Here is a 22,519-nt window from a genome sequence, read left to right as displayed (position 1 = left end):
CGCGTCTTCGCGCGCGTCAATGGGGGCGCGGGGGTTGCAGCCCAAGGTGCTGGCTGTAAGGTAGCGCTATCACAAACACAGGGGGCAGAACATGCGGTGGGGAATTTTAGGGGCCGCCAAGATCGCACAGACCGATCTGGCACCGGCCATACAGCTTGCGCATGATGCGGAACTGGTTGCGCTGGCCACCCGTGACCCTGCGCGCGCCACCCCGTTTCAGGCTCTTGTGCCCGGCCTGCGCGTGCATGACAGCTATCAAGCACTGCTGGATGACCCACAGGTGGATGCGGTCTATATCCCACTGCCCAATCACCTGCATGTCGCATGGTCGATCAAGGCTGCGCAGGCGGGCAAGCATGTGCTATGTGAAAAACCCATCGCGCTGCATGCCGCCGAGATAGATGCGCTGATTGCGGCCCGCAATGACAGCGGCAAACTGATCGCCGAGGCCTTTATGGTGGCGCACCACCCGCAATGGGCGCGGGTGCGCGCCTTGCTTGATGACGGGATCATCGGCAAGCTGGAGCATGTCGAGGGCAGCTTCACCTATACCAACCGCGACTATGACAATATCCGCCACAGCGCTGAGATGGGGGGCGGGGGCGTGCGCGATGTGGGGGTCTATCCCTGCATCACAACCCGCATGGTCACAGGGGCCGAACCAGCGCGGGTGGTGTCCGATATCCGCTGGCAGAACGGCGTCGATATCTTTGCCCGTGTCTGGGCCGATTTTCCCGAATTCACCATGTCGTTTTACTGCGGCATGATGCAATCGCGCCGCCAGCAAATGGTGTTTCATGGTCAGGATGGCTGGATCACTTTGTCGGCCCCGTTCAACGGGTCGGTTTATGGTGATACCTGTGTTGAATGGAAATCAGGCGATCTGGTGATGACCGAGCGGTTCAACAATGTGAACCAATACGCGCTGATGATCGAGGCTTTTGGCGCATCTGTGCGCAACGGCACGCCCTTTGCCTGCCCGCTGGAAATGTCAAAAGGCAATCAGGCGATGATCGATGCCATATTCGAGAATGCCCGCTAGCGGCGACCCAATGCTCCGGCATATCCGATAACAGGCGGGTATCACCTAGGGGGCTGGGATGGATTGGTGGCATGGTCGAGTGACGGCTGGGAGGGCTTTAGAGGACATTGGGAAGGTAAACCAAGCCGCGCAGCGTCGGGCCGTGGTGCGGCGATCCTCCGCCCCTGCTACAGCAATTTATGCTGGCAAAATCCGCGAAATATCAAGGCTTTGCGCATAGCCGAGCCAAATCGCCGTGCCGGGGTACGGCCCGGCGATGCGCGGCGGCGCTACGCGCCTTGACTCCGCGCGCACAACTGAAGTCCCGCATTGCCGACAATCACGCCCATACCGTCACCTCGACGAAATAAATCGAGGCAGTCTGGAAAACGGTGTCAGATGGCAACACCAATTGCGGCACATAGCTGCGCGCCCTAGCGCGCCACGCTGCGCTGGTTCTGTGCGCCGCGCACGACAATACTGCGCACCCCCGCAAGGCGGCTATGTGTCACCTTTACCCCTGCAGTTACGGTGCGCGATGCCTCGGACGCGGTGCCGGTTGCTCTGCGCGGCTCTGCCACAACAAATTCATAGATCAACACCCCATCGACGGGACGCGCGTTATTGACAGGGCGCAATTCCACGTCCCACCAGCCCTGCGTTGCAGTCACGCCACTTGCGCGCACCAAAGCCCCGCCAGTGGTTGGGATCGCTTCCAGCTCTGTCACCACAGGCACAAGCGCGCGGCGATCCACCTCGCCCCCCCAGCCCCCGCTTGGCGCAAGGGTTTCTGTACTGTCGCGGCCAAACCAGTTCATAGGGTTGATCCGCGAGTCCCGCACCGACCCGCAGGCCCCAAGCGCGAGCACCATGGCCAAAGCGGCAAGAGCGGGCTTTTGCATTCGGGCGTCCTCTCGATCTGTATGAACGAACTCTGTCACCATGGGTTAGCGCAATCCGGCGGGTTTGAAAAGTGCCCAGCGGTGTTACAGGCAAGGCATGCGGTAAAACGGCTGGCGCTTGGGGTGTGGGCGGTCGATCTGTCGCTTCGGGCTGGACCTTTGGGCCAAGGCGGCTTAGCTCTAGCCGCAACAGCAGAAAGGCAAGTATCATGGCCACCGAAGCCTTTGAGGATATCGCAGAAACCTTTGACTTTCTGGACGATTGGGAAGATCGCTACCGCCATGTCATTGAATTGGGGCGCGCAATGCCACCGATGGAAGAGGCGCTGAAATCGCCGTTTACCAAGGTGGAAGGCTGTGCCAGTCAGGTCTGGATTCACCCGGTTCTGCAAGGTGCCGGGCCAAGTGCCACATTCGATTTCACGGGCGACAGTGACGCCATGATCGTGCGCGGGCTGATTGCGGTGCTGCATGCGATGTATTCGGGGCTGAGTGTCGCAGAGGTGACCCAAGTGGATGCGATGGCCGAACTGGCGCGACTGGGGCTGGACGAGCATCTGTCCTCGCAACGCTCCAACGGGTTGCGCGCCATGGTCGGGCGTATCCAGTCTGTTGCAACGGATGCCGCGCGCGCATGACCGACCCTGTTTTGCTGCTGCAACTGGCCGGTCTGCTGGCGCTGATCGGTGCTTTCGCGGGTGTTCTTGCAGGTCTTCTTGGTGTGGGGGGCGGCATTGTTCTGGTGCCTGCATTCTTTTACGCCTTCACCGCGCTGGGGTTTGCTGGCCCGCAATTGATGCAGATCTGCCTTGCGACATCTTTGGCAACCATCATCGTCACCTCGGCGCGCTCTGTGCAAAGCCATCATCGCAAGGGCGCGGTGGAATGGGAGATCTTGCGCAAATGGGCGCTGGGCATTGCGGTTGGTGCGCTTCTTGGGGTGCTGATGGCATCTGTGCTGCGCTCGGTCATATTGCAGGGGATTTTCGGTGTGATCGGGGTCATGATCGGCCTGTATCTGGCCTTTGGCAGGCCCGAATGGCGGCTGGGGTCTGTCATGCCCACCGGGCCGGTGCGCGCGGTGCAATCCACCATGGTGGGTTTCTTGTCCGTGCTTATGGGTATCGGCGGCGGCGCTTTTGCTGTGCCGCTGATGTCGCTGTATGGCGTGGCGATACATCGCGCGGTTGCGACCTCTGCGGGGTTCGGGTTGCTGATCGCGGTGCCCTCTGTGCTTGGGTTTTTGCTGCTGCGCGTTGAGAATGCCCCGCCCTTCACAATCGGGGCGGTCAATCTGCCCGCCTTTGGCATTGTCATCGCCATGACGCTGCTGACTGCGCCCTTGGGGGCAAGGCTGGCCCATGCGCTGGACCCAAAACCACTGAAGCGGGTTTTTGCTGTGTTCATCATGGTCATGGCGCTGAACATGCTGCGCAAGGCCATGGGCTGGTAGGCCAGGGCCGACAGGCTTGCACAGCGACAGGCTTTGCGGCATGTGATGTCAAATTTTCACGGGTTGGAGGGCAAGATGAGCCGCGCATTCGTTTTTCCGGGACAAGGGGCACAGACCATCGGTATGGGGCGCGCCCTTGCCGAGGCATATCCGGCAGCAAAAGCCGTCTTTGATGAAGTGAATGATGCGCTGGGCGAAAACCTTTCAGCCTTGATCTGGGAAGGTGACATTGCCGATCTGACCCTGACAGCCAATGCACAACCTGCCTTGATGGCAACATCGCTGGCCGCATTGCGCGCCTTGGAAGCCGAAGGCGTGTCTCTGACGGATACTGCGTTTGTGGCGGGGCATTCCTTGGGTGAATATTCGGCATTGGCCGCGTCTGGCGCGCTTGGTGTTGCCGATGCGGCGCGCTTGCTGCGCATCCGTGGCCGCGCCATGCAAGAGGCGGTGCCCGTGGGCGTGGGGGCGATGGCGGCCATTCTGGGGCTGGATTTCGCCGCAGTCACCGAGGTGGCACAGGCCGCAGCGCAGGGCGATGTGTGTCAGGCCGCCAATGACAATGATCCCGCGCAGGTTGTCGTGTCCGGTCACAAAGCTGCGGTAGAGCGCGCGGTCGATCTTGCCAAGGCACGCGGTGCCAAGCGCGCCCTGTTGCTGCCGGTGTCCGCGCCGTTCCATTGCGCCCTGATGCAGCCCGCCGCAGATCGCATGGCCGAAGCCTTGGCGCAGGTCACGCTGAATGCGCCCAAGGTGCCGCTGGTTTCCAATGTGCGCGCAACTGCGCTCAGCGATCCCGACACTTTGCGCGCCCTGCTGATTGAACAGGTGACAGGCGCTGTGCGCTGGCGCGAGTCGACCGTCTGGATGGCGGATCAGGGTGTGACCGAATTTTGGGAAATCGGCGCAGGCAAGGCCCTGTCTGGCATGATCAAACGCAGTGCCAAAGGGGCCGAGACGCGCAATTTCGGCACGCCCGAGGATATCGCTGCCCTGCAAGCATAAGCACCGCTGTTCCGAGTTTAACTCGGAACCTCTCGGCTTGCCACCCTTACCCCCGCGTTCCAGCGGAGGACAGGGATGTGTCAGGGAATGATACGGGTGTATTTCACGCCTGCAAGGGACGCGCCTGCCAGAATGCCGGACTGCCCGAAGACCACAGCGATTACGGGCGCAAATTGCGTGGTGGTCTCGCTGCCCATCGAGCCGCCCTGCGTGGGGGTGGCATAGCGCAAATCCGCGCTTGCGGCCCAACCCGGCGAATAGCGGAAATCCGACAGCGCCTGTTCGGTCATGAAGAACAACGCATGCGCATATTGCTGTGCACCCGCTTGCAGCCCGAAACTGGCCCGTGTGGCAGAATAGTAATCCACCGTTGCATCATTGATCCGCAACGCACCGCGCCCATAGGCCCCGCCCACGAACAAGCCCGCTTCGGTGACGACCGGGATATACAGAATGCCACGCGAGTTTTCAAACAACTCGCCCAGATTTGGAAAATTGTTGCGCAGATAGTCGCGCGCAGCATCCACCCGCGCGTCCAGATCCGCAGCCCCTTGGCTGCCAATCGGGTTCGAGCAGGCGGCCAGTGTCGCAAGCCCTGCAAGTCCAGACAGCGCAAAGGCGCGCCGGTTGAGATATGTCATGCTCTGCCTCTTTATATTTGGCGCGTCAGCGCGTTTTTGAAATAGGATACAGCCAAATCACCTGTCTGTCATCTTGTCAGGCCAGGGGGGCGATAAATTCGGCGTGGTTCTGCCGGTTCAGCCTTGCCCCTTCAACGCGGTGGCGATGCGGGGGGCAAAATAGGTCAGCACCCCGTCACAGCCCGCGCGCTTGAAGGCCATCATGCTTTCCAGCATCACCTTGTCGCCATCCAGCCAGGCGTTTTGCGCAGCCGCCATCAGCATCGCATATTCGCCCGACACCTGATAGGCAAAAGTCGGGCGGTTGAAGCGGTCTTTCACCTGACGGCAAATATCCAGATAGGGCATGCCGGGTTTGACCATCACCATATCTGCCCCCTCGGACAGATCGCGCGCAACACAGGCCAGCGCTTCTTCCGTGTTGGCAGGGTTGATCTGATAGGTGGCCTTGTCGCCCACCAGACGGCCAGAGGCCCCCACCGCATCGCGGAACGGGCCATAAAAGCCACTGGCAAATTTCGCGGCATAGGACAGGATCGCCACATCGCTATAGCCCATTTCCTCCAGCGCCAGTCGCAGCGCACCGATCCGCCCGTCCATCATATCCGAGGGGCCAAGGATATCCGCGCCCGCTTCGGCCTGCGCCAGCCCCATCTTGACCAAAGCTGTGACGGTTTCATCATTGACGATCGTGCCATCCACCACGAACCCGTCATGTCCATTGGCATTGTAGGGGTCCAGCGCGATATCGGTCATGACCATCAGATCAGGCAATTCCGCCTTCAGCGCACGGATGGCGCGGTTGGTCAGGTTTTCAGGGTTCCACGCTTCCTCGCATGTCTCGGTGCGCAAGGACGGGTCGGTGTATGGGAACAGGCAAATCGCCGGAATGCCAAGCGCATGCGCTTTTTCGGCAGCAGGCAGCAGCTTGTCCAGTGACAGGCGGTTCACGCCGGGCAGAGGGGCGATGGGGTCTTCCACGCCCTCACCATCGCGGATGAAGACCGGCCAGATCAGGTCGCGCGTGCTCAGCCCGTTTTCCTGCACCATCTCGCGCAAGGCATTGGTGCGGCGCAGGCGGCGCATGCGGGCGGCGGGGAACGGGGCTGGAGTCATCTGCGTGGCCTTTCATTGCTTTGTCACTTCGTGCCATGCGCAGAGGGCACCGACAAGCCCCGCAATGGCCATCAGGGCAGGATTTGCAACCAGAACCAGCCTGTGACCATCACGCCGGCTGTGCCGATCAGCACCGCCGATGCCGCGACCCGTTTGGCCCGTCCATACATATTGGCAAAGACATAGGCATTTACCCCCGGTGCCATCGCAGCAGTTATCACCGCCGAGCGCATTGCCTCGGTGCTAACCCCCAGCGCATAGGCAAGGCCGAATGTGATGACCGGATGCACCACCAGCGACAGCGCCACAACAAAACCGATGGTGCGCAAATCCCCCTCGGGGCGGTAGAGATACAGCACCCCCCCCAGCCCGAACAAGGCCGCAGGCAGGGCCGCGCGCACCATCATATCCAGCGCCTGATTAAGCACGCCCGGCATGGGCAGTCCTGTCAGATTGACGACAAAGCCAAGGCCGATCGCAATGACCAGCGCATTGCGAAACATGGCCGAAAATGCCCGCGCAGCACTGTCGCGCAGCCGCCCGCCCCGATTGCGGATCATCTCCATCGTGGTAATGCCGATGGCGTAGCAAATCGGTGAATGCGCCGCGATAATCGCGTAATTCGGCCCCAGCGCATCGGCACCATATGCGCGTTCGGTAATTGGCAGGCCCAGCAGAACCGAGTTCGAGAACAGCGCAACAAAGCCGATTGCCACGCAATCCTCCCAGTCGCGTTTGAAGATCAGTCGCGCGCCCCAGAAGCCCAGTGTAAACCCCGCAATCGCGCCGGTGTAGAAACTGACCAGCAGCCGCCAGTTGAATTCCTGTCCCAGATCCAGCCGTGCAATGGCGACAAATAAAAGGCAGGGTATGGCAAAGGTCTGGGTAAACCAGACAACGCCATCCACTTGGGCATCTGTGATCAGCTTGCGCCAGCGCGCAACATAGCCAAATCCGATGACCAGAAAGACCGGCAGGATGACATCGGCCAGTGCCTGCATGCTAAACCTGTAGAGTCAGCACCATGCCGTCATGGGCAGGTGTGACATGGTCGGGGGTTTCTGCCGCAACGGTGGCGTAATCCAGATCGACATGCATGTTGGTCAGCACGGCGCGCGCGGGGCGGGCCTGCGCGATCCAGTCCAGCGCCATGTCCAGATGGGCATGTGTCGGATGCGGCTTGCGGCGCAGCGCATCGACAATCCACAAATCCAGCCCTTGCAGCATGGGCCAGCTTTCGGGGTAGATCATCACCACATCGGGCGTATAGGCCAACCCGCCCACGCGAAAGCCAAGCGCGTCAATGCTGCCATGGTTCAGCCGCAGCGGGTGCAGGGTCAGCGGCCCGCCAGCACCGTCAATCGTGATCGCACCGTCAATCGTGTGCATGTCCAGAATGGGCGGGTAGGGAGAGCCAGCGGGCTGGGTGAACGCATAGCCAAAGCGCGAATACAGCGCATCTTGCGTGGCGCCATCGGCCCAGACGGCAAGCCGTTCGCGGGTGTTGAAGACGATCTGGCGCAGATCGTCGATGCCATGCACATGATCGGCATGTGAATGGGTGAAGACCACCGCATCCAGCCGACCGATGCCAGCATCCAGCAATTGCGCGCGCATATCGGGAGAGGTGTCGATCAATACTTGCGTGCGCCCCGCATCGGTCACCCTCTCCAGCAGCAGCGAGCAGCGCCGCCGCGTGTTGCGCGGGTTGGCAGGGTCGCAGGCCCCCCAATCGCCCCCCAGTCGCGGCACCCCGCCCGAAGACCCGCAGCCCAGAATTGTTGCGCGCAATTCAGCCATTATGCAGCCTTCCAGAAAAGACGGTCAAAATTCGCCGATGTTGCTGCGGCGAAATCTGCCAGCGACATGCCGAACAGGTCCGCACCCACTTGCGCTGTGTGGACCGTATAAGCCGGTTCATTGCGCCTGCCACGATACGGGGGCGGGGCCAGATAGGGCGCGTCGGTTTCCACCAATATGCGCTCAATCGGGGCTGCGGCGAAAATCTCGCGCAGTGCGGTGCTTTTGGGAAAGGCCGCGATGCCTGACATGGACAGGTAAAACCCCAGATCCAGCGCCGCTTGCGCCAGTTCAGCACTGGACGAGAAACAGTGCATCACACAAGTATATGCGCCCGCGCGGTGTTCTTCGGTCAGGATGCGGGCCATGTCGGCATCGGCGTCGCGCGCATGGATGATCAGCGGCAGGCCGGTCTGGCGCGCAGCCTCGATATGGCGGCGCAGGCTGTTTTGCTGCACCTGCATGCTCTCGGCGGTGTAATGATAATCCAGACCGGACTCGCCTATGCCCACCATCTTGGGATGGGCGGCAAGGGCGACCAATTCCGCAACCGTGGCCATAGGCTCGGCTGCAACGCTCATCGGGTGGGTGCCTGCGGCGAAGAACACGCCCTCATGCGCCTCGGCGATGGCACGCACCTGCGGCACCTCGCGCAGCTTGGTGCAGATCGTGACCATGCGGGTGACGCCTGCGGCGCGGGCGCGGTCAATGACATTGTCAATCTCGCCCGCCAATTCTGGGAAATCGAGATGGCAATGACTGTCAACGATCTGGGGCAGGGACATAAACGCTCCGAGGTGTGAGGGTCAGAGGAACTTGCGCGCCTCTGCTTCGGTCTGCCACACCATATCAAGCACCAATGCAGCAGGGTCAAGGTTGACAGCGCGCCCGTGGCGTGAGCGCGCGCCCATGCGCTGGCTGAGATCGGCATAGGCGCGGGCGGCACCCGCATGGGGGGCAAGGCGGGAAAACAGCGCGGCTTCGCCCGGCACGGCCTCTGGGCCAGGGCCGGTGATGCCTGCGCGCGCCATCCGCGCCATGAACAGGTCAAACAACGTGAGGATCATGGCGAAGCGCGCATCATTGGCCTTGCCCGCCGCGCTTTCGGCAAGGGCAAGGGCGGCTTGCCTGTCCAGCCGTGGCAATCCGTGGAACAGTTTCACAAGGGTTTCATAAATCTCGGCCCCGCCTGCCTGCGCCAAGGTGATCGCCGCCCCGACTGACCCGCCGGACAATTCCGCCATGGCTGTGCTGTCCGCCTCGACCCCCGCCTGCGCAAGGGCTGCGCCCATATCGGCCGCGTCCAATGGCATCAGGCGCAATTCGCGGCAGCGCGAGCGGATCGTGGGCAGCAGCCGCGAGGGTTGGTGTGCGACCAGCAGCAGCGTCGCATTGGAGGGGGGTTCTTCCAGCGCTTTCAGCAGCGCGTTGGCGGCATTTGGGTTCATCTCGTCGGCGGCGTCGATGATGACCACGCGCCGACCGCCATCGGGCGCACTCAGCCCGAAAAATCCTTGCAGTTTGCGCATGACATCCACTGTGATGTCGCGCTTGAGGTTGCCTTTGTCATCATGCCCGCGCCGGATGACCAACAGGCCCCCATCCGCGCCCGCGCGCAGGCGGCGGGCAACGGGGTGATCTTCGGGAATGTCCAATGTGGCGGGCGCAGGGGCGGCGAACATGCCGCCATCGGGCGGGGGCGTTGCCAGCAGGAATCGCGCCAGTTTCCACGCCAGCGTGGCCTTGCCCACCCCGCGCGGGCCGCATAGCATCCAGCCATGATGCAACCTGCCGGAATTGAACGCTTGCAAAAACGCGGCTTCGGCCACGCCTTGCCCGAATAGCACCGGCGCTTCTCGCGGGTGGGGTGCCCCGTCAATCTGGTCGGGAACGGGCAGATCGTCGCGCGCGCTCATGCTTTGTTTATGCGCAGCCAGTTGCGCATCTCGGTCTCGATCTGGTCTGCAACATGCTCTGGCGGATGCGCGCCGTCGATGACGCGAAACCGCGCGGGGTTTGCCTGCGCCAGCGCCAGAAACCCCGCGCGCAGCCGCGTTTGAAAGCCCGCGCCCAGTTCTTCAAACCGGTCTTCGCCCGACTGGCGCGCCAAACCGCGCGCCAGCGCCGCGTCAGGGTCCATGTCGATCAGGAAGGTCAGTTCAGGATCAACCCCGATAACCAGATCATGCAGCGTCTCGACCAAGGGGCGCAGGCTGGCGCGCGCCGCACCTTGGTAGACGCGCGTGGAATCGGCAAAGCGGTCACTGATCACGATCTGTCCTGATGCAAGGGCCGGTTTGATGGTCTTTTCCAGATGGTCACGGCGCGCGGCGTTGAACAGCAGGATTTCTGTTTCGGGCGACCAGCGGTCGGGGTCGCCTTCGACCAGCAGGCGGCGAATATCCTCGGCCCCCGCAGCGCCCCCCGGTTCGCGTGTCAGAACCACGTCATGGCCAAGCGTGCGCAACCTTTCGGCCAAAACGCGCGCCTGTGTGGATTTCCCAGACCCGTCAATCCCTTCAAAGCTGACAAAGACGCCTGCATGCGCTGACTGTGTCATGCCTAGTTCATTGCCTCGCGCGCAGAGCCCAGCACCATATTCATCAAGCGCTGCGCCGAGGCAGTGGCGCGCACCGTAAAACCACCCTCGGCCACATCGGCACCTGCGACAAGCGGCAGGCGCATCTCGCCCATATCAGGGATTTCGACGATCAGCATGCCCAGCTCGTCACCGGCCGCGATAGGCGCGGGCAGGGGGCTGTCATAGACAACGCGCGCCGGGAAATCGCGCGTGCCAATGGCGGGAACAAGAATTTCGGCGCTATCGGCCAGAACCAGCGGGACCGACGCGCTTTCGCCAAGCCATACAGGCGCATCCGCCATCGTGGCACCTGCTTCGCCGACAGTAACCTTGGCAAACTGCCGGAACGCCCAGTTGATGATCGCTTCGGCTTCCTGCACACGGGCGCGTTCGCTGTCCAGCCCGCCAAAGGCAAAGACGATGCGCCGCTCTCCCTGCCGGACAGAGCCGGTCAGCGAATAGCCCGCCGCAGATGTGAAGCCGGTTTTCAGCCCGTCCAGCCCCACACCGGCCCCCAGCAGCGGCACGCGGTTGGGCTGGGTGATGCCATTCCATGTGAATTCGCGTTCGGCCAGATAGGGGTAATATTGCGGAAAATTGCTGATGATATATTCGGCCAGAATGCCCAGATCGCGCTTGGACATCAGGTGATCAGGGTGCGGCCAGCCAGAGGAGTTGGCCAGCGTCGTGTTGCGCATGCCCAGTTCGCGGGCACGCCGCGTGGCCAGTTGGGCAAAAGCTTCTTCGGTCCCCGCCAGCCCTTCGGCCACCACGACAGTTGCATCATTTCCCGACAACACCGCAATGCCACGGATCAGGTCTTCGGCTGTGGGCCTGTCGGTGGGTTCCAGAAACATGCGCGAGCCGCCCATCTGATACGCGCGCGGCGAGACGGTAAAGGTCGTGTCCAAGGTTGTGCGCCCGTCTTCAATGGCTTCAAACAGCATCAGAAGTGTCATCAGCTTGGACATAGAGGCAGGCGGCAGCGGCACATCTGCGGCTTTTTCCATCAGGACGGTTCCTGTGGTCAGATCGCGGACATATGCCGAAGTTGCGCGGGTTTCAAAACCGCCCACTGTCTGTGCTGATACCTGATGGGCCATGCCCATTGCCGCGATCATCACGCTTGTGCTCAGACCCACGGCCTGCCGAATAGCCTTGTGCATTTCATGCCCCCAAACTGCTGTCGCCTTTAGCGGCGCACTGTATACGCGTCATTAAAGCCCAGCGATTTGACGCGCGCAAGCAACTCTGCCTGTTCGGACTGCGTCTGCGCAGGGCCGATCACCACGCGCCAGAATGCATTGCCTTGCGTGCGCCCTTCGACAGTCCGCGCCGACAGGCCGGAATTCCGGGCCATTGTCTCTGCACTGCGCGCATTCCCCTCGACACTGAAAATGCCCAGCTGGATATAGGGGCGCTCCAATGTTGCGGCGGGCTGCGTTACAGGCGTGGCGGGCGGCGCTGCGGGGCGGGATTGCTGAGGTTCAGGCGCGGCGGGCTGTGGTGCTGGGATCTGTGCCATGGCCAACTGGTCGTCCAGAATTTCGGTCTCAATCACTTCCGCGGCAGGGGGCGCGGCTGTGTCGCGCCCCAAAAGACGCCCCAAAAACCCGGGCCGCTGGCGCGGGGCTTGTCCTTGTAGCGTCACAATCGGTGCATCTTCCCCCTGCGATGGGGCAGATGCTTGGGGTTGCACGCTATTCGTTGAGTCCGCTTCTTGTGCCGGAGCAGACGCAGGTGCAGCTGCGGGCGCAGGGCTGGCGACTGGGGGTGGCGGGGCCTCATCCTCGATCTGTTCGGTACGCAGCGCCACAACCTCGATTTCGGTTGGTGCGCCTGCAAGAATGCCGACAGCATTGGCCGCTTCGGCAGAAACCTGAAAGGCCGGGCCGGGGTTCAGCCGCTCGCGCCGGAACAAAGCCCCGATGGTTTCCTGTCCATTTGCACGATTGCGAATGATCACGCGTTCGGGTGTTGTCGCCTCGGGGTGGGCGACCCAGACACCGCCAAGCGAGGGGCGCCCATCCCACAGGCCCAATTCCCGCCGCGAGAAGATGCTTGCATCTTCGATATCACGCTCGCTTATCTGAGTGCGGGTTGAAGCGGCACCATCTGTGCGCGACGTGCCGGGGGTGTTGCCATCCATACAGGCCGAAAGGCTTCCTGCTGCAATTACCCCAAGGGCCAGAATCCGATAGATCGCGCTGCGCATTCTGCCTCTCCACATTGTATATCTGCCCTGATCTGGTGTCAGGTTTAAGCAGATCATCGCAAAATCAAACACTATTCTACACCATACATTGCGTTTCGACAGCCCATAAAGCACCCTGTCCGCCGCAACGCAATCATTGTAGCGCGGCTGTCTGCGATGTGAAACCGAACGATTGCGTGACCACGCTTATCCGCGCGTATCGCGCCAGCGGTTGACCAGCGGATAGCGCCGGTCCAGCCAATGCGCGCGCATGGTCAGCCTTGGCCCCGGCGCGGCCTGATGCCGCTTCCATTCCGAGATATAGATCAAATGCTCGACCCTTTTGACCGTAGCGCGGTCATGGCCTTGCGCCACAAGTTCGGCCACAGACAGGTCTTGCTCCATCAGCCCTTCCAGAATGGCATCAAGTTCCGCATAGGGGGGCAGGCTGTCATCATCGCGCTGATCGGCGCGCAATTCCGCCGAAGGGGGCTTGTCGATGATGCGTGGCGGGATCACTGCGCCGGCAGGACCGGCCATCCAGTCGCGGTGGTTGGCATTGCGCCAGCGGCAGGTTTCAAACACCCGCGTCTTGTACAGATCCTTGATCGGATTATAGCCGCCATTCATGTCGCCATAAATCGTGGCATAGCCCACAGCGAGTTCGGATTTGTTGCCAGTGGTCAGCAACAGCGCAGCCGTTTTATTGGACAGCGCCATCAGCAGCGTGCCGCGAATGCGTGACTGGATGTTTTCTTCTGTCACATCCGCCTCCAGCCCCGAGAACACAGGCGCAAGCGCGGCCCCGATTGCGGCGCGCGGCCCTTCAATGCCGATCTCATCCAGCTTGCAGCCAAGGCGCTGCGCCAGATCAGTTGCATCCTCCAGACTATGGGGCGAGGTGTATTCAGAGGGCAGCATCACGCAATGCACATTCTCTGGCCCGATGGCATCTGCGGCAATGACGGCAACCAGCGCCGAATCAATCCCGCCCGACAGCCCCAGCACCACCTTGGTAAACCCCGATTTGGCCAAGTAATCTTGCAGGCCCACGACCATTGCGCGGTAATCCTGTTCCCAAGTATCGGGCAGATGCGCGCGCGCGCCGGTTTCTGCGCGCCAGCCATCTTGCGTGCGGGTGAAATCCAGTGTGGCGATGGCCTCTTCATGGGCAGGCAGTTGCAGCGCCAGCTTGGCCCCGGGGTTCAGCACGAAACTGGCACCGTCAAAAACCTGATCATCCTGTCCCCCCACAAGGTTGAGATAGACCAGCGGCAGGCCCGTTTCGACCACACGCGCCACCATGTGGGACATGCGGGTGTCATACCTTTCGCGTGCATAGGGCGAGCCATTGGGGACAAGCAGCATCTCGGCGCCCGATTCCGCCTGCGCCTCGGCCACATCTTCCAGCCACGCATCTTCGCAGATGGGCGAGCCGATGCGGATCGGGCCAAGACGGTAGGGGCCGGAAATCTCGCCCGCGTGAAACAGCCGCTTTTCATCGAAGACCGATGTATTGGGCAGGTGGTGCTTGCGGATCACGGCGGAAATGCGGCCATCGGACAGAACTGCCCAGCAGTTGAACAGCGCCCCCCCCTCGACCAGCGGCACACCTATACCAAGGGCTGGCCCCTGTGCACAGTCGCGCGCCAGTGCATCCAGCGCCTCGCGCAGATCAGCCTGAAATGCAGGCCGCCAGACCAGATCCTGCGTCTGATAGCCTGACAGGAACATTTCTGGCAGCGCCACCATATCGGCGCCTTCGGCCTTGGCTGTGGCCCATGCATGGCGCGCCTTGGCGGCGTTCCCCGCGATGTCGCCAAGGGTCGGGTTCAGTTGGGCAAGGGTCAGGCGGAAACGATCGGACATGTCAAAGGGCCTTCGCGCGGCAGCATTCGGCCCCACATATCACGCTGGTCGTGCAAGGAAAGAGGCGCTTTCAGCCCAATGTGATGGAACGAAACCGCGCACGCGTGACACGGTGCGGGCCAATGCAGTCCCAAAGGTCTTGCCAGCCCGTGCGCCCCGCAATAGGTTCAGGGCGAAACTACAGGGAGATCTGCGTTATGTCCTCAGGCTGTGATTTGTCTCGCGCGCTGTTTCTGGCTGTAGGGCTGAGTTGCGCCATGCCTGCATTTGCGCAGACCGACGGTGTGTTGACGCGCCAGTATGAAGATGGCGGCATCTATGAGGGCGAGTTCCGCGACGGCTTGCAGCATGGGCAGGGCACCTATCGTTTGCCCAACGGGTTTGAATATACCGGCGAATGGCTGGATGGCGAGATCAGCGGCATTGGGGTGGCGCGCTACCCGTCAGGCGCGATCTATGAAGGGGCGTTCGTTGCGGGCCGCCCGCATGGCACAGGCTTGATGACATTCGCAGATGGCTCAACCTACAATGGCGCATGGGTCGAGGGGCGCATCGAGGGGCAGGGCGAGCGGCGCTTTACCAATGACTCGGTCTATGTTGGCAGCTTCATTGACGGGCAACCGCATGGCGAGGGCGTTTTGACGCGGCCGGATGGCTACCGCTATGAGGGCGCGTGGGTTGACGGGCTGCGCGAAGGGCCGGGGCGCATCACATATCCTGATGAAACAGTCTATGAGGGCGAAATGCTGGCCGACCAGCGCCATGGCACAGGGATTCTGACCAACCCTGACGGCCTGCGCTATGAAGGCACATGGCAGAACGGCCAGTTACATGGCACGGGCGAATTGCGTCAGGCCAATGGCGATGTGTATTCGGGCAGCTTCCGTGCGGGGCTGCGCGATGGCGCGGGGCAAGTCACACAGGCCGATGGGCTGGTGTTCGAGGGGACATTTGTCAATGACATGCGCGACGGGCCGGGGCGGCTAAGCGGGCCGGATGGCTATCTGTACGAGGGGACATGGGTTGCAGGCCAGATCGAGGGCGAGGGCGTGCTGCAGCAGCCCGATGGCTCGGTCTATACAGGCCAGTTTCGGGCGGGCTTGCCGGATGGAACCGGCACAATCACCTATGCGGACGGCAGCACCTATGATGGTGAATGGTCGGAAGGGCAGTTTCACGGGCAGGGGCGTGCGGTGTTTGCCGATGGCGCTGTGTTTGAAGGGGGCTTCGTGCAAGGCTTGTCCGAAGGGCAGGGCGTTATGACCTATGCTGACGGGCGCATCTATACGGGTATGTTTGCGGGGGGTGAATTGCACGGTCAGGGCGAGATGACCTATCCTGACGGGTCGGTGTATCGGGGCCAGTTTACTGAAGGCGCGCGCGAAGGGCAGGGGCGGATCGAGCTGGCAGATGGCTTCGTCTATGAGGGCGAATGGTCCGGCGGCCAGATTACCGGCACGGGAACGGCCACCTATTCCACTGGCGATGTCTATGAAGGGGAATTCCGCAACGGCCAGCGCCATGGCCGCGGCGTGCTGCGCTATGCGACGGGCGAGGTTCTGTCCGGCGATTGGGAAGATGGGCAAATGACTGTGCGCGATGGCGATTAAATGCATCGCCGTGCAGTAGCAGGGCATCGCATCTGATGCCCAAAATGCGCCGCAAAGGCGATCTGGCAGAGAAAATCTGCGTCACCTGTGGCAGGCCTTTTGCGTGGCGCAAGAAATGGGCGCGGGTCTGGGAAGAAGTGCGCTATTGCTCTGAGCGGTGCCGCACAGAGGCGCGCAAGACACAGCCCAAACCATAGGCCCGCCGCGCTGCCACAGCGCGGGTCAATGCGTCAATCTTGGCTTTGCCTCGTGTTGCTTGCGATAGCTTGACGGGGGCTGCCCGATTTTCTTTGCGAAAGCGCGTGAGAAATAGCTGGGCGTCGAAAAGCCAAGATTGCGCGCAATGTCTTGCACTGGCGTGTCGGTTTCCATCAACAGCCGCCGCGCTTCATACAGGCGGCGGAGTTGCAACATATCCAGCGCAGTGTGTCCGCAACTGGCGCGGCAGGCGCGCGTCAGATGGGTGGGGGTCACGCCAAGGGCGGTGGCGTAATCATTGACATTCAGTGCAGAGCCGAATTCACGCTCGATCAGGGTCGCATAGCGTGCAACCAGCCGCTCATTGGCATTCAGCTGTGTCAGATCGCCCCCGTTTTCGCCCTGATGTGCCGCATGATGCCTGTCCAGCCAGATCGCCAACAGGCCCAACTGGTGATACGCGGCTTGGGCGGCCTTCGGGCGCTTGCCATCGACTTCGCGTTGCACAAAATCCACCAGCTGCGACACTTCGGCATGCTGGCCTGCATCGCGCAACCGCAAGTGTAGCGGGGTTTGGGGCAGCTCCAGCCCGTGCGTGGTTCCAAAATAAATCGCTGTCCCCTGAACGCGGGTCATCGCCTGAAACCCGTGCAGCGTGCCGGCCGGAATGAAAATGGCATTATGCGGATGAAAACCGCGCGTTCTGGGACCAATCGCGATTCGGCCCTGTCCGTGGGTCACCCAGAGGAATAAAGGTTCTCGCAAGGCGCGCATGGTTTCCAGTTGCCACTTTGGCGCTGCGGCAAGCTTGCTGATCTGCACAAGTTTCGGTCGTGTCTGTTGGTCAGGAATTATCTGTGTCATGCGCCCCCCGTTCAACAGCAAAGAATATGCCAAGACCGGAACGGGAAAAGAGATTTCAGTCACGCGGTTGTGAGTTTTATCACCATTTGGGGTAGGCGTTGCAATTTGGTGACTCTCTCAACTCAGGATCGTCCAGTCTTTCATGCGGTTGCGAAACCATGTCCGCTGGCGCTTGGCATATTGCCGCGTGGCAAGTGTTGCGGCCAGATGGGCCTGGGGCAGCGATATATGGCCCTGAAGATGCGCGATCAGCTCTGGGGCGCCAATCGCTTTGGCCCAAGGGGCGCGCGGCTGCCAATGGGGTAGCACGGCGCGGGCTTCTTCCAGCGCGCCTTGCGCCATCATCGCCGCGAAGCGCGAATCGATTCGCGCATTCAGCCACTCAACCTGCGGGCGCAGCACCAAGGCGGTCGCCTGCGGGGCGGGCAGCAGGGGCGGAGGGGTGCGGGCCTGCCAGTCGGCCAGCCCTGTCCCAGTGGCATGCAGCACTTCCCATGCGCGTTGCACGCGGGCGGGGTTTTGCGTGTCGATCTGCGCGCGGGTGTGCGGGTCAAGCTCTTGCAACAGTGCCCCCACCCCTTCGGCTGCCAAGCGGGTGTCGGCCTCGGCCCGCACTTGCGCCGGGATGGGCGGGATTTCGACCAGCCCCTCTGTCAGCGCGCGAAAATACAGGCCCGTCCCGCCCACGATAACGGGGTTGCCATGCCGCGCCATCAGCCCTTCTACCGCGCGCAGCCAATGGCCTACGGACCAATCCTGATCGCGCGTGACTGTTCCATACAGGTAATGTGGCACCTGCGCACAATCGGCCGCATCGGGGCGGGCAGACAGCACGCGCCACATATCATAGACCTGCAACGCATCGGCATTCACAATCACGCGGTTTTGGTGCCGGGCCAAAGCCAGTGCCAGCGCCGATTTTCCGCTGGCGGTTGGCCCTGCCAGCAGGACCGGCCGCGCCGGGTCTGGCGGGCTGGTGTGCAGCCAGTCCAGCGCGCGCGCCAAAGGATCGGGGAATTTGGCCATGATGCCCTGCTTTCAGATTGAACCCGCCCGCGTTTTCCGACATTTTGTCGCAAGTTAAAAGCGGTGGGCTGCATCTGGTGTGGCTGTCGCGCTTTGCGGAAAGGAAATTACCATGTCGGACACCCCCCAAACCACTTACACGCGCGTCATGCTGAAAATCTCGGGAGAGGCGCTGATGGGGGATCAGGGGTTTGGATTGCATCCCCCTACCGTCCAGCGCATCGCGCGAGAGGTGAAATCGGTCCATGATATGGATGTCGAGATTTGCATGGTGATCGGCGGCGGCAATATCTTTCGCGGGCTGCAAGGCTCGGCGCAGGGGATGGAGCGGACACAGGCCGATTACATGGGCATGCTGGCCACCGTGATGAATGCGCTGGCCATGCAGACCGCGCTGGAAGAACTGGGCGTTCATACCCGCGTGATAAGCGCAATCCCTATGGATCAGGTGTGCGAACCCTATATTCGCCGCCGCGCGGTGCGCCATCTGGAGAAGAAGCGCGTCTGCATCTTTGCCGCGGGCACCGGCAACCCTTATTTCACCACCGACACTGCCGCTGCATTGCGCGCCTCTGAAATGGCTTGCGAGGCGATCTTCATGGGCAAGCAGGTCGATGGAATTTATGACAGCGACCCCAAGGCCAATGCGGCCGCCAAGCGCTTCAGCGATATCAGCTATGACGAAGTGCTGCGCGCCAATCTCAAGGTCATGGATGCCTCGGCGATTGCGCTATGCCGCGACAATAAAATGCCGCTGATCGTCTTTTCACTGGATGAGCCGGGTGGCTTTGGCGGCATTGTGCGCGGTGAGGGGACATATACCCGCGTCCATGCCTGAGCAGGGCACGCAAGAGGCTTACAAAAACAGCAGCATCGCGCTAGAAAGCCCCAAAGGGCCAGCGAAGACGCTGCACAAGACGAGGAAGATACAGCATGTCAGATGAAATCGAAATTGATCTGGACGACCTCAAGCGCCGGATGGACGGGGCAATGTCTGCATTGAAAACCGAATTTGCGTCCCTGCGCACAGGCCGCGCTTCGGCATCCATGCTGGAGCCGATCATGGTTGATGCCTATGGCCAGATGACGCCGGTCAATCAGGTGGGCACTGTCAACGTGCCAGAGCCGCGCATGGTGACTTTGAATGTCTGGGACAAGTCGATGGTCGGCAAGGTCGAAAAGGCCATCCGCGAATCGGGCCTTGGGATTAACCCGCAGCTGAACGGCACGATCATCATGTTGCCGATCCCGGAACTGAACGAAGAACGCCGCCGCGAGCTGACAAAGGTTGCGGCCCAATATGCCGAACATGCACGCGTTGCCGTGCGCAACCTGCGCCGCGACGGGATGGACCAGATCAAGAAAGCGAAAGCCGCCGGAATGAGCGAGGACGAGCAAAAGCTGTGGTCCGAGGAGATTCAGGACTTGACCAACAGCTATATCGGCAAGGTCGACAAAGCGCTTGAGAGCAAGCAGGAAGAGATCATGCAGGTCTGATCTCGGACCGCTAGAGGGAACCGTTATGACATTCGACCAGCCCGGCCAGGGGGAAGACCCCGCCCTTTCGAATCATCTGCATGTCGCGGTGATCATGGATGGCAATGGCCGCTGGGCCTCGAACCGAGGCTGGCCACGTCTGGTCGGGCATCGCAAAGGGGCGGAACGTGTGCGCGAACTGGTCGATGCCTGCCCTGATATTGGCATAAAGTATCTGACCCTATATGCCTTTTCGACCGAGAACTGGAAACGCACCACCGAAGAGGTGATGGGCCTGATGTCCCTGTTCGCGCGCTACATCAAGCGCGAGGCAGGGCGCATGAACCGCGAAGGTGTGCGCATGCGCATCATCGGCGACCGCGCGCGACTGGACAATAAATTGCGCGAATTGTTCGACTGGATCGAGAAAGAGACTGCGGGCAATGACAGGGTGCATCTGACTGTCGCCATCAATTACGGGGGGCGCGATGAGATTAGGCGCGCCACACAGGCGATGGCGCGCGATGTGGCCTCTGGGGCGCTGGCTTTGGAACAGGTCAGCGATGCCATGATTTCCAAATATCTGGACACTGGTTTTCTACCAGACCCCGATCTGGTTGTGCGCACCTCTGGTGAAACGCGCGTGTCGAATTTTCTGCTTTGGCAGGCGGCCTATTCTGAATATGTGTTCACCCCTGTGCTATGGCCGGATTTCACCCCCCAGACAATGAACACAATCCTTCAGGCTTATGGCGAGCGTGAGCGCCGCTTTGGCGGGGTCGTGAAGTGAGCGGCCAGTCACCCAGTTTCGCAGACTTGCGCGACCGCAGCGTGTCGGGGGTTGCCATGGCGGCAATCGGCATTGCCGCGGTCTGGGCAGGGGGGCTGTGGTTCACAGTACTGGTCTGTGCATTATGCGGGTTGATGGTCTGGGAACTGACGCGGATGCTGGACAAGGACGCCCCGCGCGGCAAGGCCGAAGCGGCGGGGCTGACAGCGGCGGTGGCGCTGCTGGTATTCTGGGTGCAGCTTGCAGGGGGTTGGTTGCTGGGGGTTCTGGCGCTGTCGGTTTTCCTGCTGGCGTGGCGTTTTCCCAAAGATCGCGGCATTGCCGCGGCCTATCTGGCGTTGATCCTGTTTGCAGGTCTGGGCTTGATTGCGCTGCGGGACAGTTTCGGCTGGGTCTGGGTTTTATGGCTGGTTTTGCTTGTCATCGGATCGGATGTGGCAGGGTATTTTGCAGGCCGTCTTCTGGGCGGGCCAAAGCTGTGGCCGCGCGTCAGCCCGAAAAAGACATGGTCCGGCACTGTGGCGGGCTGGGTGCTTGCCGCAGCGATCGGGGCGGCGTTCATGCCCGCATTGGGTGCGGGTGCGGGGCTGGTGGCTGTCTCGGTGCTTGTGGCGATGGCAGGGCAGGCGGGCGATATTGCGGAAAGCGCGATTAAGCGCCACGCGGGCGTCAAGGACAGCTCGGCCCTTATTCCCGGCCATGGCGGGGTTATGGACCGTTTCGATGCCATGATCGCGGCGGCGCTGATCATGCTGATTTTGACCGAAGTCGGGGTGATTGCCCGGCTTCTGAGCTGACGGGCAACATATGCGGGTTTCTGTTTTTGGCGCGACCGGATCGATCGGGGAAAGCACCTTCGATCTGGTCTCGCGGCGCGACGATATCCAGACAGTTGCCCTGACAGGCGGGCGCAATGTCGAACGGCTTGCGCAACAGGCGCGCAGCCTGTCGGCTGAAGTTGCGGTTACGGCCCATGACGACTGCTATCTTGCTTTGAAAGAGGCGTTATCGGGCAGCGGTGTAGAAGTTGCCGCAGGAACCGAGGCGCTGATCGCTGCGGCAGAGCGCCCCACCGATTGGGTCATGTCTGCGATTGTCGGCGCGGCAGGTCTTGCTCCGGGGTTTCGCGCCTTGGCGCAGGGCGCGACACTGGCGCTGGCCAACAAGGAATCGCTTGTCACCGCAGGCCCGCTGTTGATGCGCGAAGCAGCACGGCACAATGCGCGCATCCTGCCGGTTGATAGTGAACATTCGGCTGTGTTTCAGGCCCTGACCGGCGAAGATATCACAGCGGTCGAGCGGGTGATCATCACCGCATCCGGCGGGCCGTTCCGCAGCTGGAGCAAGGACCAGCTTGCCGCGGCCACATTGGCGCAGGCTGGCACGCACCCGACATGGGACATGGGCCAGCGCATCACGATCGATTCCGCGACCATGTTTAACAAGGCGCTGGAACTTATTGAAACCCGTGAATATTTCGGGTTTGAACCCGATCAGATCGAAGTCATCGTCCACCCGCAATCCATCGTCCATGCGCTGGTCGGGTTTCGGGACGGGGCCTTGATGGCGCATCTTGGCGCGGCCGATATGCGCCACGCTATCGGCTATGCGCTGAACTGGCCGGAACGCGCGCATTTGCCTGTTGCGCGGCTTGATCTGGCACAACTGTCGCAACTGAATTTTGAAGCACCTGACCCAGACCGCTTTCCCGCCCTGCGCCTTGCGCGCGAGGTGATGGAACTGCGCGGCCATGCAGGCACAGTGTTCAATGCGGCGAAAGAAGTGGCACTGGATGAATTTATCGCAGGCCGCATTGGGTTTTTGGACATGGCAAGACTGGTCGAGCACACACTTGACAGTCTTTTGTCTGATTCTGGCCTTACTCATGCCGTAGAAGCGCTTGAAACAATCATGTCCATGGACCAAATGGCAAGAGAGATCGCAACCAGATTTGCCGCGCGTACTGCGTGATC

24 protein-coding genes are annotated in these 22,519 nt (G+C 61.5%); 11 read left to right on the top strand and 13 right to left on the bottom strand.

Annotated elements, in window-relative coordinates:
* Window positions 1-91 precede the first annotated feature (91 nt).
* Window positions 92-1,042 (top strand): Gfo/Idh/MocA family protein, encoded by a 951-nt coding sequence (locus BG455_RS06505; protein WP_071469111.1) that lies wholly within the window; start codon window positions 92-94, stop codon window positions 1,040-1,042.
* 413 nt (window positions 1,043-1,455) lie between these two features.
* Here the strand turns inward: BG455_RS06505 and BG455_RS06500 are convergent, their stop codons facing one another.
* Entirely contained in the window at window positions 1,456-1,923 is a 468-nt protein-coding gene (locus tag BG455_RS06500; protein WP_071469110.1) for a hypothetical protein, read from the bottom strand.
* Window positions 1,924-2,132: 209 nt separating this feature from the next.
* On the opposite strand from BG455_RS06500, the gene BG455_RS06495 reads away from it, so the two are divergent.
* The 3 genes from BG455_RS06495 (at window position 2,133) to fabD (ending at window position 4,381) form a co-directional block, all read left to right on the top strand.
* On the top strand, window positions 2,133-2,561 hold the full coding sequence (locus BG455_RS06495; RefSeq protein WP_071469109.1) for a SufE family protein: 429 nt from the start codon (window positions 2,133-2,135) through the stop codon (window positions 2,559-2,561).
* On the top strand, window positions 2,558-3,376 hold the full coding sequence (locus BG455_RS06490; RefSeq protein WP_071469108.1) for a sulfite exporter TauE/SafE family protein: 819 nt from the start codon (window positions 2,558-2,560) through the stop codon (window positions 3,374-3,376). Before BG455_RS06495 ends, BG455_RS06490 begins: the two co-directional genes overlap by 4 nt.
* A 75-nt stretch (window positions 3,377-3,451) precedes the next feature.
* The gene (fabD, locus tag BG455_RS06485; protein ID WP_071469187.1) at window positions 3,452-4,381 is read left to right on the top strand and encodes an ACP S-malonyltransferase; all 930 of its coding nucleotides are present in this window, start codon (window positions 3,452-3,454) and stop codon (window positions 4,379-4,381) included.
* A gap of 80 nt (window positions 4,382-4,461) precedes the next feature.
* Here fabD and BG455_RS06480 read toward each other — a convergent pair whose 3' ends face one another.
* The 10 genes from BG455_RS06480 to BG455_RS06435 all read right to left on the bottom strand — a co-directional run bounded on the left by BG455_RS06480 (window position 4,462) and on the right by BG455_RS06435 (window position 14,582).
* Window positions 4,462-5,022, bottom strand: a complete 561-nt coding sequence (locus BG455_RS06480) for a lipid-binding SYLF domain-containing protein (RefSeq protein WP_071469107.1) — start codon at window positions 5,020-5,022, stop codon at window positions 4,462-4,464.
* A 117-nt stretch (window positions 5,023-5,139) separates the two neighbouring features.
* The gene (hemB, locus tag BG455_RS06475; protein WP_071469106.1) at window positions 5,140-6,138 is read right to left on the bottom strand and encodes a porphobilinogen synthase; all 999 of its coding nucleotides are present in this window, start codon (window positions 6,136-6,138) and stop codon (window positions 5,140-5,142) included.
* Between the two features lie 71 nt (window positions 6,139-6,209).
* Window positions 6,210-7,139: an AEC family transporter gene (locus BG455_RS06470; protein ID WP_071469105.1), complete on the bottom strand. Its 930-nt coding sequence runs from the start codon at window positions 7,137-7,139 to the stop codon at window positions 6,210-6,212.
* A gap of 1 nt (window position 7,140) precedes the next feature.
* Complete coding sequence (locus BG455_RS06465) at window positions 7,141-7,938, bottom strand: MBL fold metallo-hydrolase (protein WP_071469104.1); 798 nt, start codon at window positions 7,936-7,938, stop codon at window positions 7,141-7,143.
* Window positions 7,938-8,723 (bottom strand): TatD family hydrolase, encoded by a 786-nt coding sequence (locus BG455_RS06460; protein WP_071469103.1) that lies wholly within the window; start codon window positions 8,721-8,723, stop codon window positions 7,938-7,940. The genes BG455_RS06465 and BG455_RS06460 overlap by 1 nt, the downstream gene beginning before the upstream one ends.
* A gap of 21 nt (window positions 8,724-8,744) precedes the next feature.
* Entirely contained in the window at window positions 8,745-9,854 is a 1,110-nt protein-coding gene (locus BG455_RS06455; RefSeq protein ID WP_071469102.1) for a DNA polymerase III subunit delta', read from the bottom strand.
* Window positions 9,851-10,498 carry a dTMP kinase gene (gene tmk, locus BG455_RS06450; RefSeq protein WP_071469101.1) on the bottom strand — a complete coding sequence of 216 codons (648 nt, stop codon included), beginning with the start codon at window positions 10,496-10,498 and terminating at the stop codon, window positions 9,851-9,853. Before tmk ends, BG455_RS06455 begins: the two co-directional genes overlap by 4 nt.
* Before the next feature lie 2 nt (window positions 10,499-10,500).
* A complete protein-coding gene (locus BG455_RS06445; RefSeq protein ID WP_245735486.1) occupies window positions 10,501-11,661 on the bottom strand; it encodes a D-alanyl-D-alanine carboxypeptidase family protein in 1,161 nt (386 codons plus the stop codon).
* 50 nt (window positions 11,662-11,711) lie between these two features.
* Window positions 11,712-12,734, bottom strand: coding sequence for an SPOR domain-containing protein (locus BG455_RS06440; RefSeq protein ID WP_245735485.1), 1,023 nt, complete (start codon window positions 12,732-12,734; stop codon window positions 11,712-11,714).
* Between the two features lie 186 nt (window positions 12,735-12,920).
* On the bottom strand, window positions 12,921-14,582 hold the full coding sequence (locus BG455_RS06435) for an NAD+ synthase (RefSeq protein ID WP_071469099.1): 1,662 nt from the start codon (window positions 14,580-14,582) through the stop codon (window positions 12,921-12,923).
* A 257-nt stretch (window positions 14,583-14,839) separates the two neighbouring features.
* Between BG455_RS06435 and BG455_RS06430 the strand changes: the two genes are divergently transcribed.
* Together BG455_RS06430 and BG455_RS06425 are read left to right on the top strand one after the other, a co-directional pair.
* Window positions 14,840-16,192 (top strand): MORN repeat-containing protein, encoded by a 1,353-nt coding sequence (locus BG455_RS06430; protein ID WP_425438720.1) that lies wholly within the window; start codon window positions 14,840-14,842, stop codon window positions 16,190-16,192.
* 35 nt (window positions 16,193-16,227) lie between these two features.
* Window positions 16,228-16,389 carry a DUF2256 domain-containing protein gene (locus tag BG455_RS06425; protein ID WP_177190874.1) on the top strand — a complete coding sequence of 54 codons (162 nt, stop codon included), beginning with the start codon at window positions 16,228-16,230 and terminating at the stop codon, window positions 16,387-16,389.
* Window positions 16,390-16,414: 25 nt separating this feature from the next.
* On the opposite strand, the gene BG455_RS06420 is transcribed toward BG455_RS06425, so the two are convergent.
* A complete protein-coding gene (locus BG455_RS06420) occupies window positions 16,415-17,254 on the bottom strand; it encodes a helix-turn-helix domain-containing protein (protein WP_071469184.1) in 840 nt (279 codons plus the stop codon).
* Window positions 17,255-17,371: 117 nt separating this feature from the next.
* The gene (gene miaA / locus BG455_RS06415) at window positions 17,372-18,280 is read right to left on the bottom strand and encodes a tRNA (adenosine(37)-N6)-dimethylallyltransferase MiaA (protein ID WP_084386153.1); all 909 of its coding nucleotides are present in this window, start codon (window positions 18,278-18,280) and stop codon (window positions 17,372-17,374) included.
* Window positions 18,281-18,392: 112 nt separating this feature from the next.
* On the opposite strand from miaA, the gene pyrH reads away from it, so the two are divergent.
* The 5 genes from pyrH (at window position 18,393) to dxr (ending at window position 22,517) form a co-directional block, all read left to right on the top strand.
* Complete coding sequence (pyrH, locus tag BG455_RS06410; protein WP_071469097.1) at window positions 18,393-19,118, top strand: UMP kinase; 726 nt, start codon at window positions 18,393-18,395, stop codon at window positions 19,116-19,118.
* 95 nt (window positions 19,119-19,213) lie between these two features.
* Window positions 19,214-19,777: a ribosome recycling factor gene (gene frr / locus BG455_RS06405; protein ID WP_071469096.1), complete on the top strand. Its 564-nt coding sequence runs from the start codon at window positions 19,214-19,216 to the stop codon at window positions 19,775-19,777.
* A gap of 25 nt (window positions 19,778-19,802) precedes the next feature.
* Complete coding sequence (uppS, locus tag BG455_RS06400; RefSeq protein WP_071469095.1) at window positions 19,803-20,546, top strand: polyprenyl diphosphate synthase; 744 nt, start codon at window positions 19,803-19,805, stop codon at window positions 20,544-20,546.
* The gene (locus BG455_RS06395; protein WP_071469094.1) at window positions 20,543-21,343 is read left to right on the top strand and encodes a phosphatidate cytidylyltransferase; all 801 of its coding nucleotides are present in this window, start codon (window positions 20,543-20,545) and stop codon (window positions 21,341-21,343) included. The genes uppS and BG455_RS06395 overlap by 4 nt, the downstream gene beginning before the upstream one ends.
* A 10-nt stretch (window positions 21,344-21,353) precedes the next feature.
* Window positions 21,354-22,517, top strand: a complete 1,164-nt coding sequence (gene dxr / locus BG455_RS06390; RefSeq protein ID WP_071469093.1) for a 1-deoxy-D-xylulose-5-phosphate reductoisomerase — start codon at window positions 21,354-21,356, stop codon at window positions 22,515-22,517.
* Window positions 22,518-22,519 lie beyond the last annotated feature (2 nt).

Source organism: Roseinatronobacter thiooxidans (assembly GCF_001870675.1).
Lineage (GTDB): Bacteria > Pseudomonadota > Alphaproteobacteria > Rhodobacterales > Rhodobacteraceae > Roseinatronobacter > Roseinatronobacter thiooxidans.
This window is presented reverse-complemented; position numbering and strand designations above follow the sequence as displayed.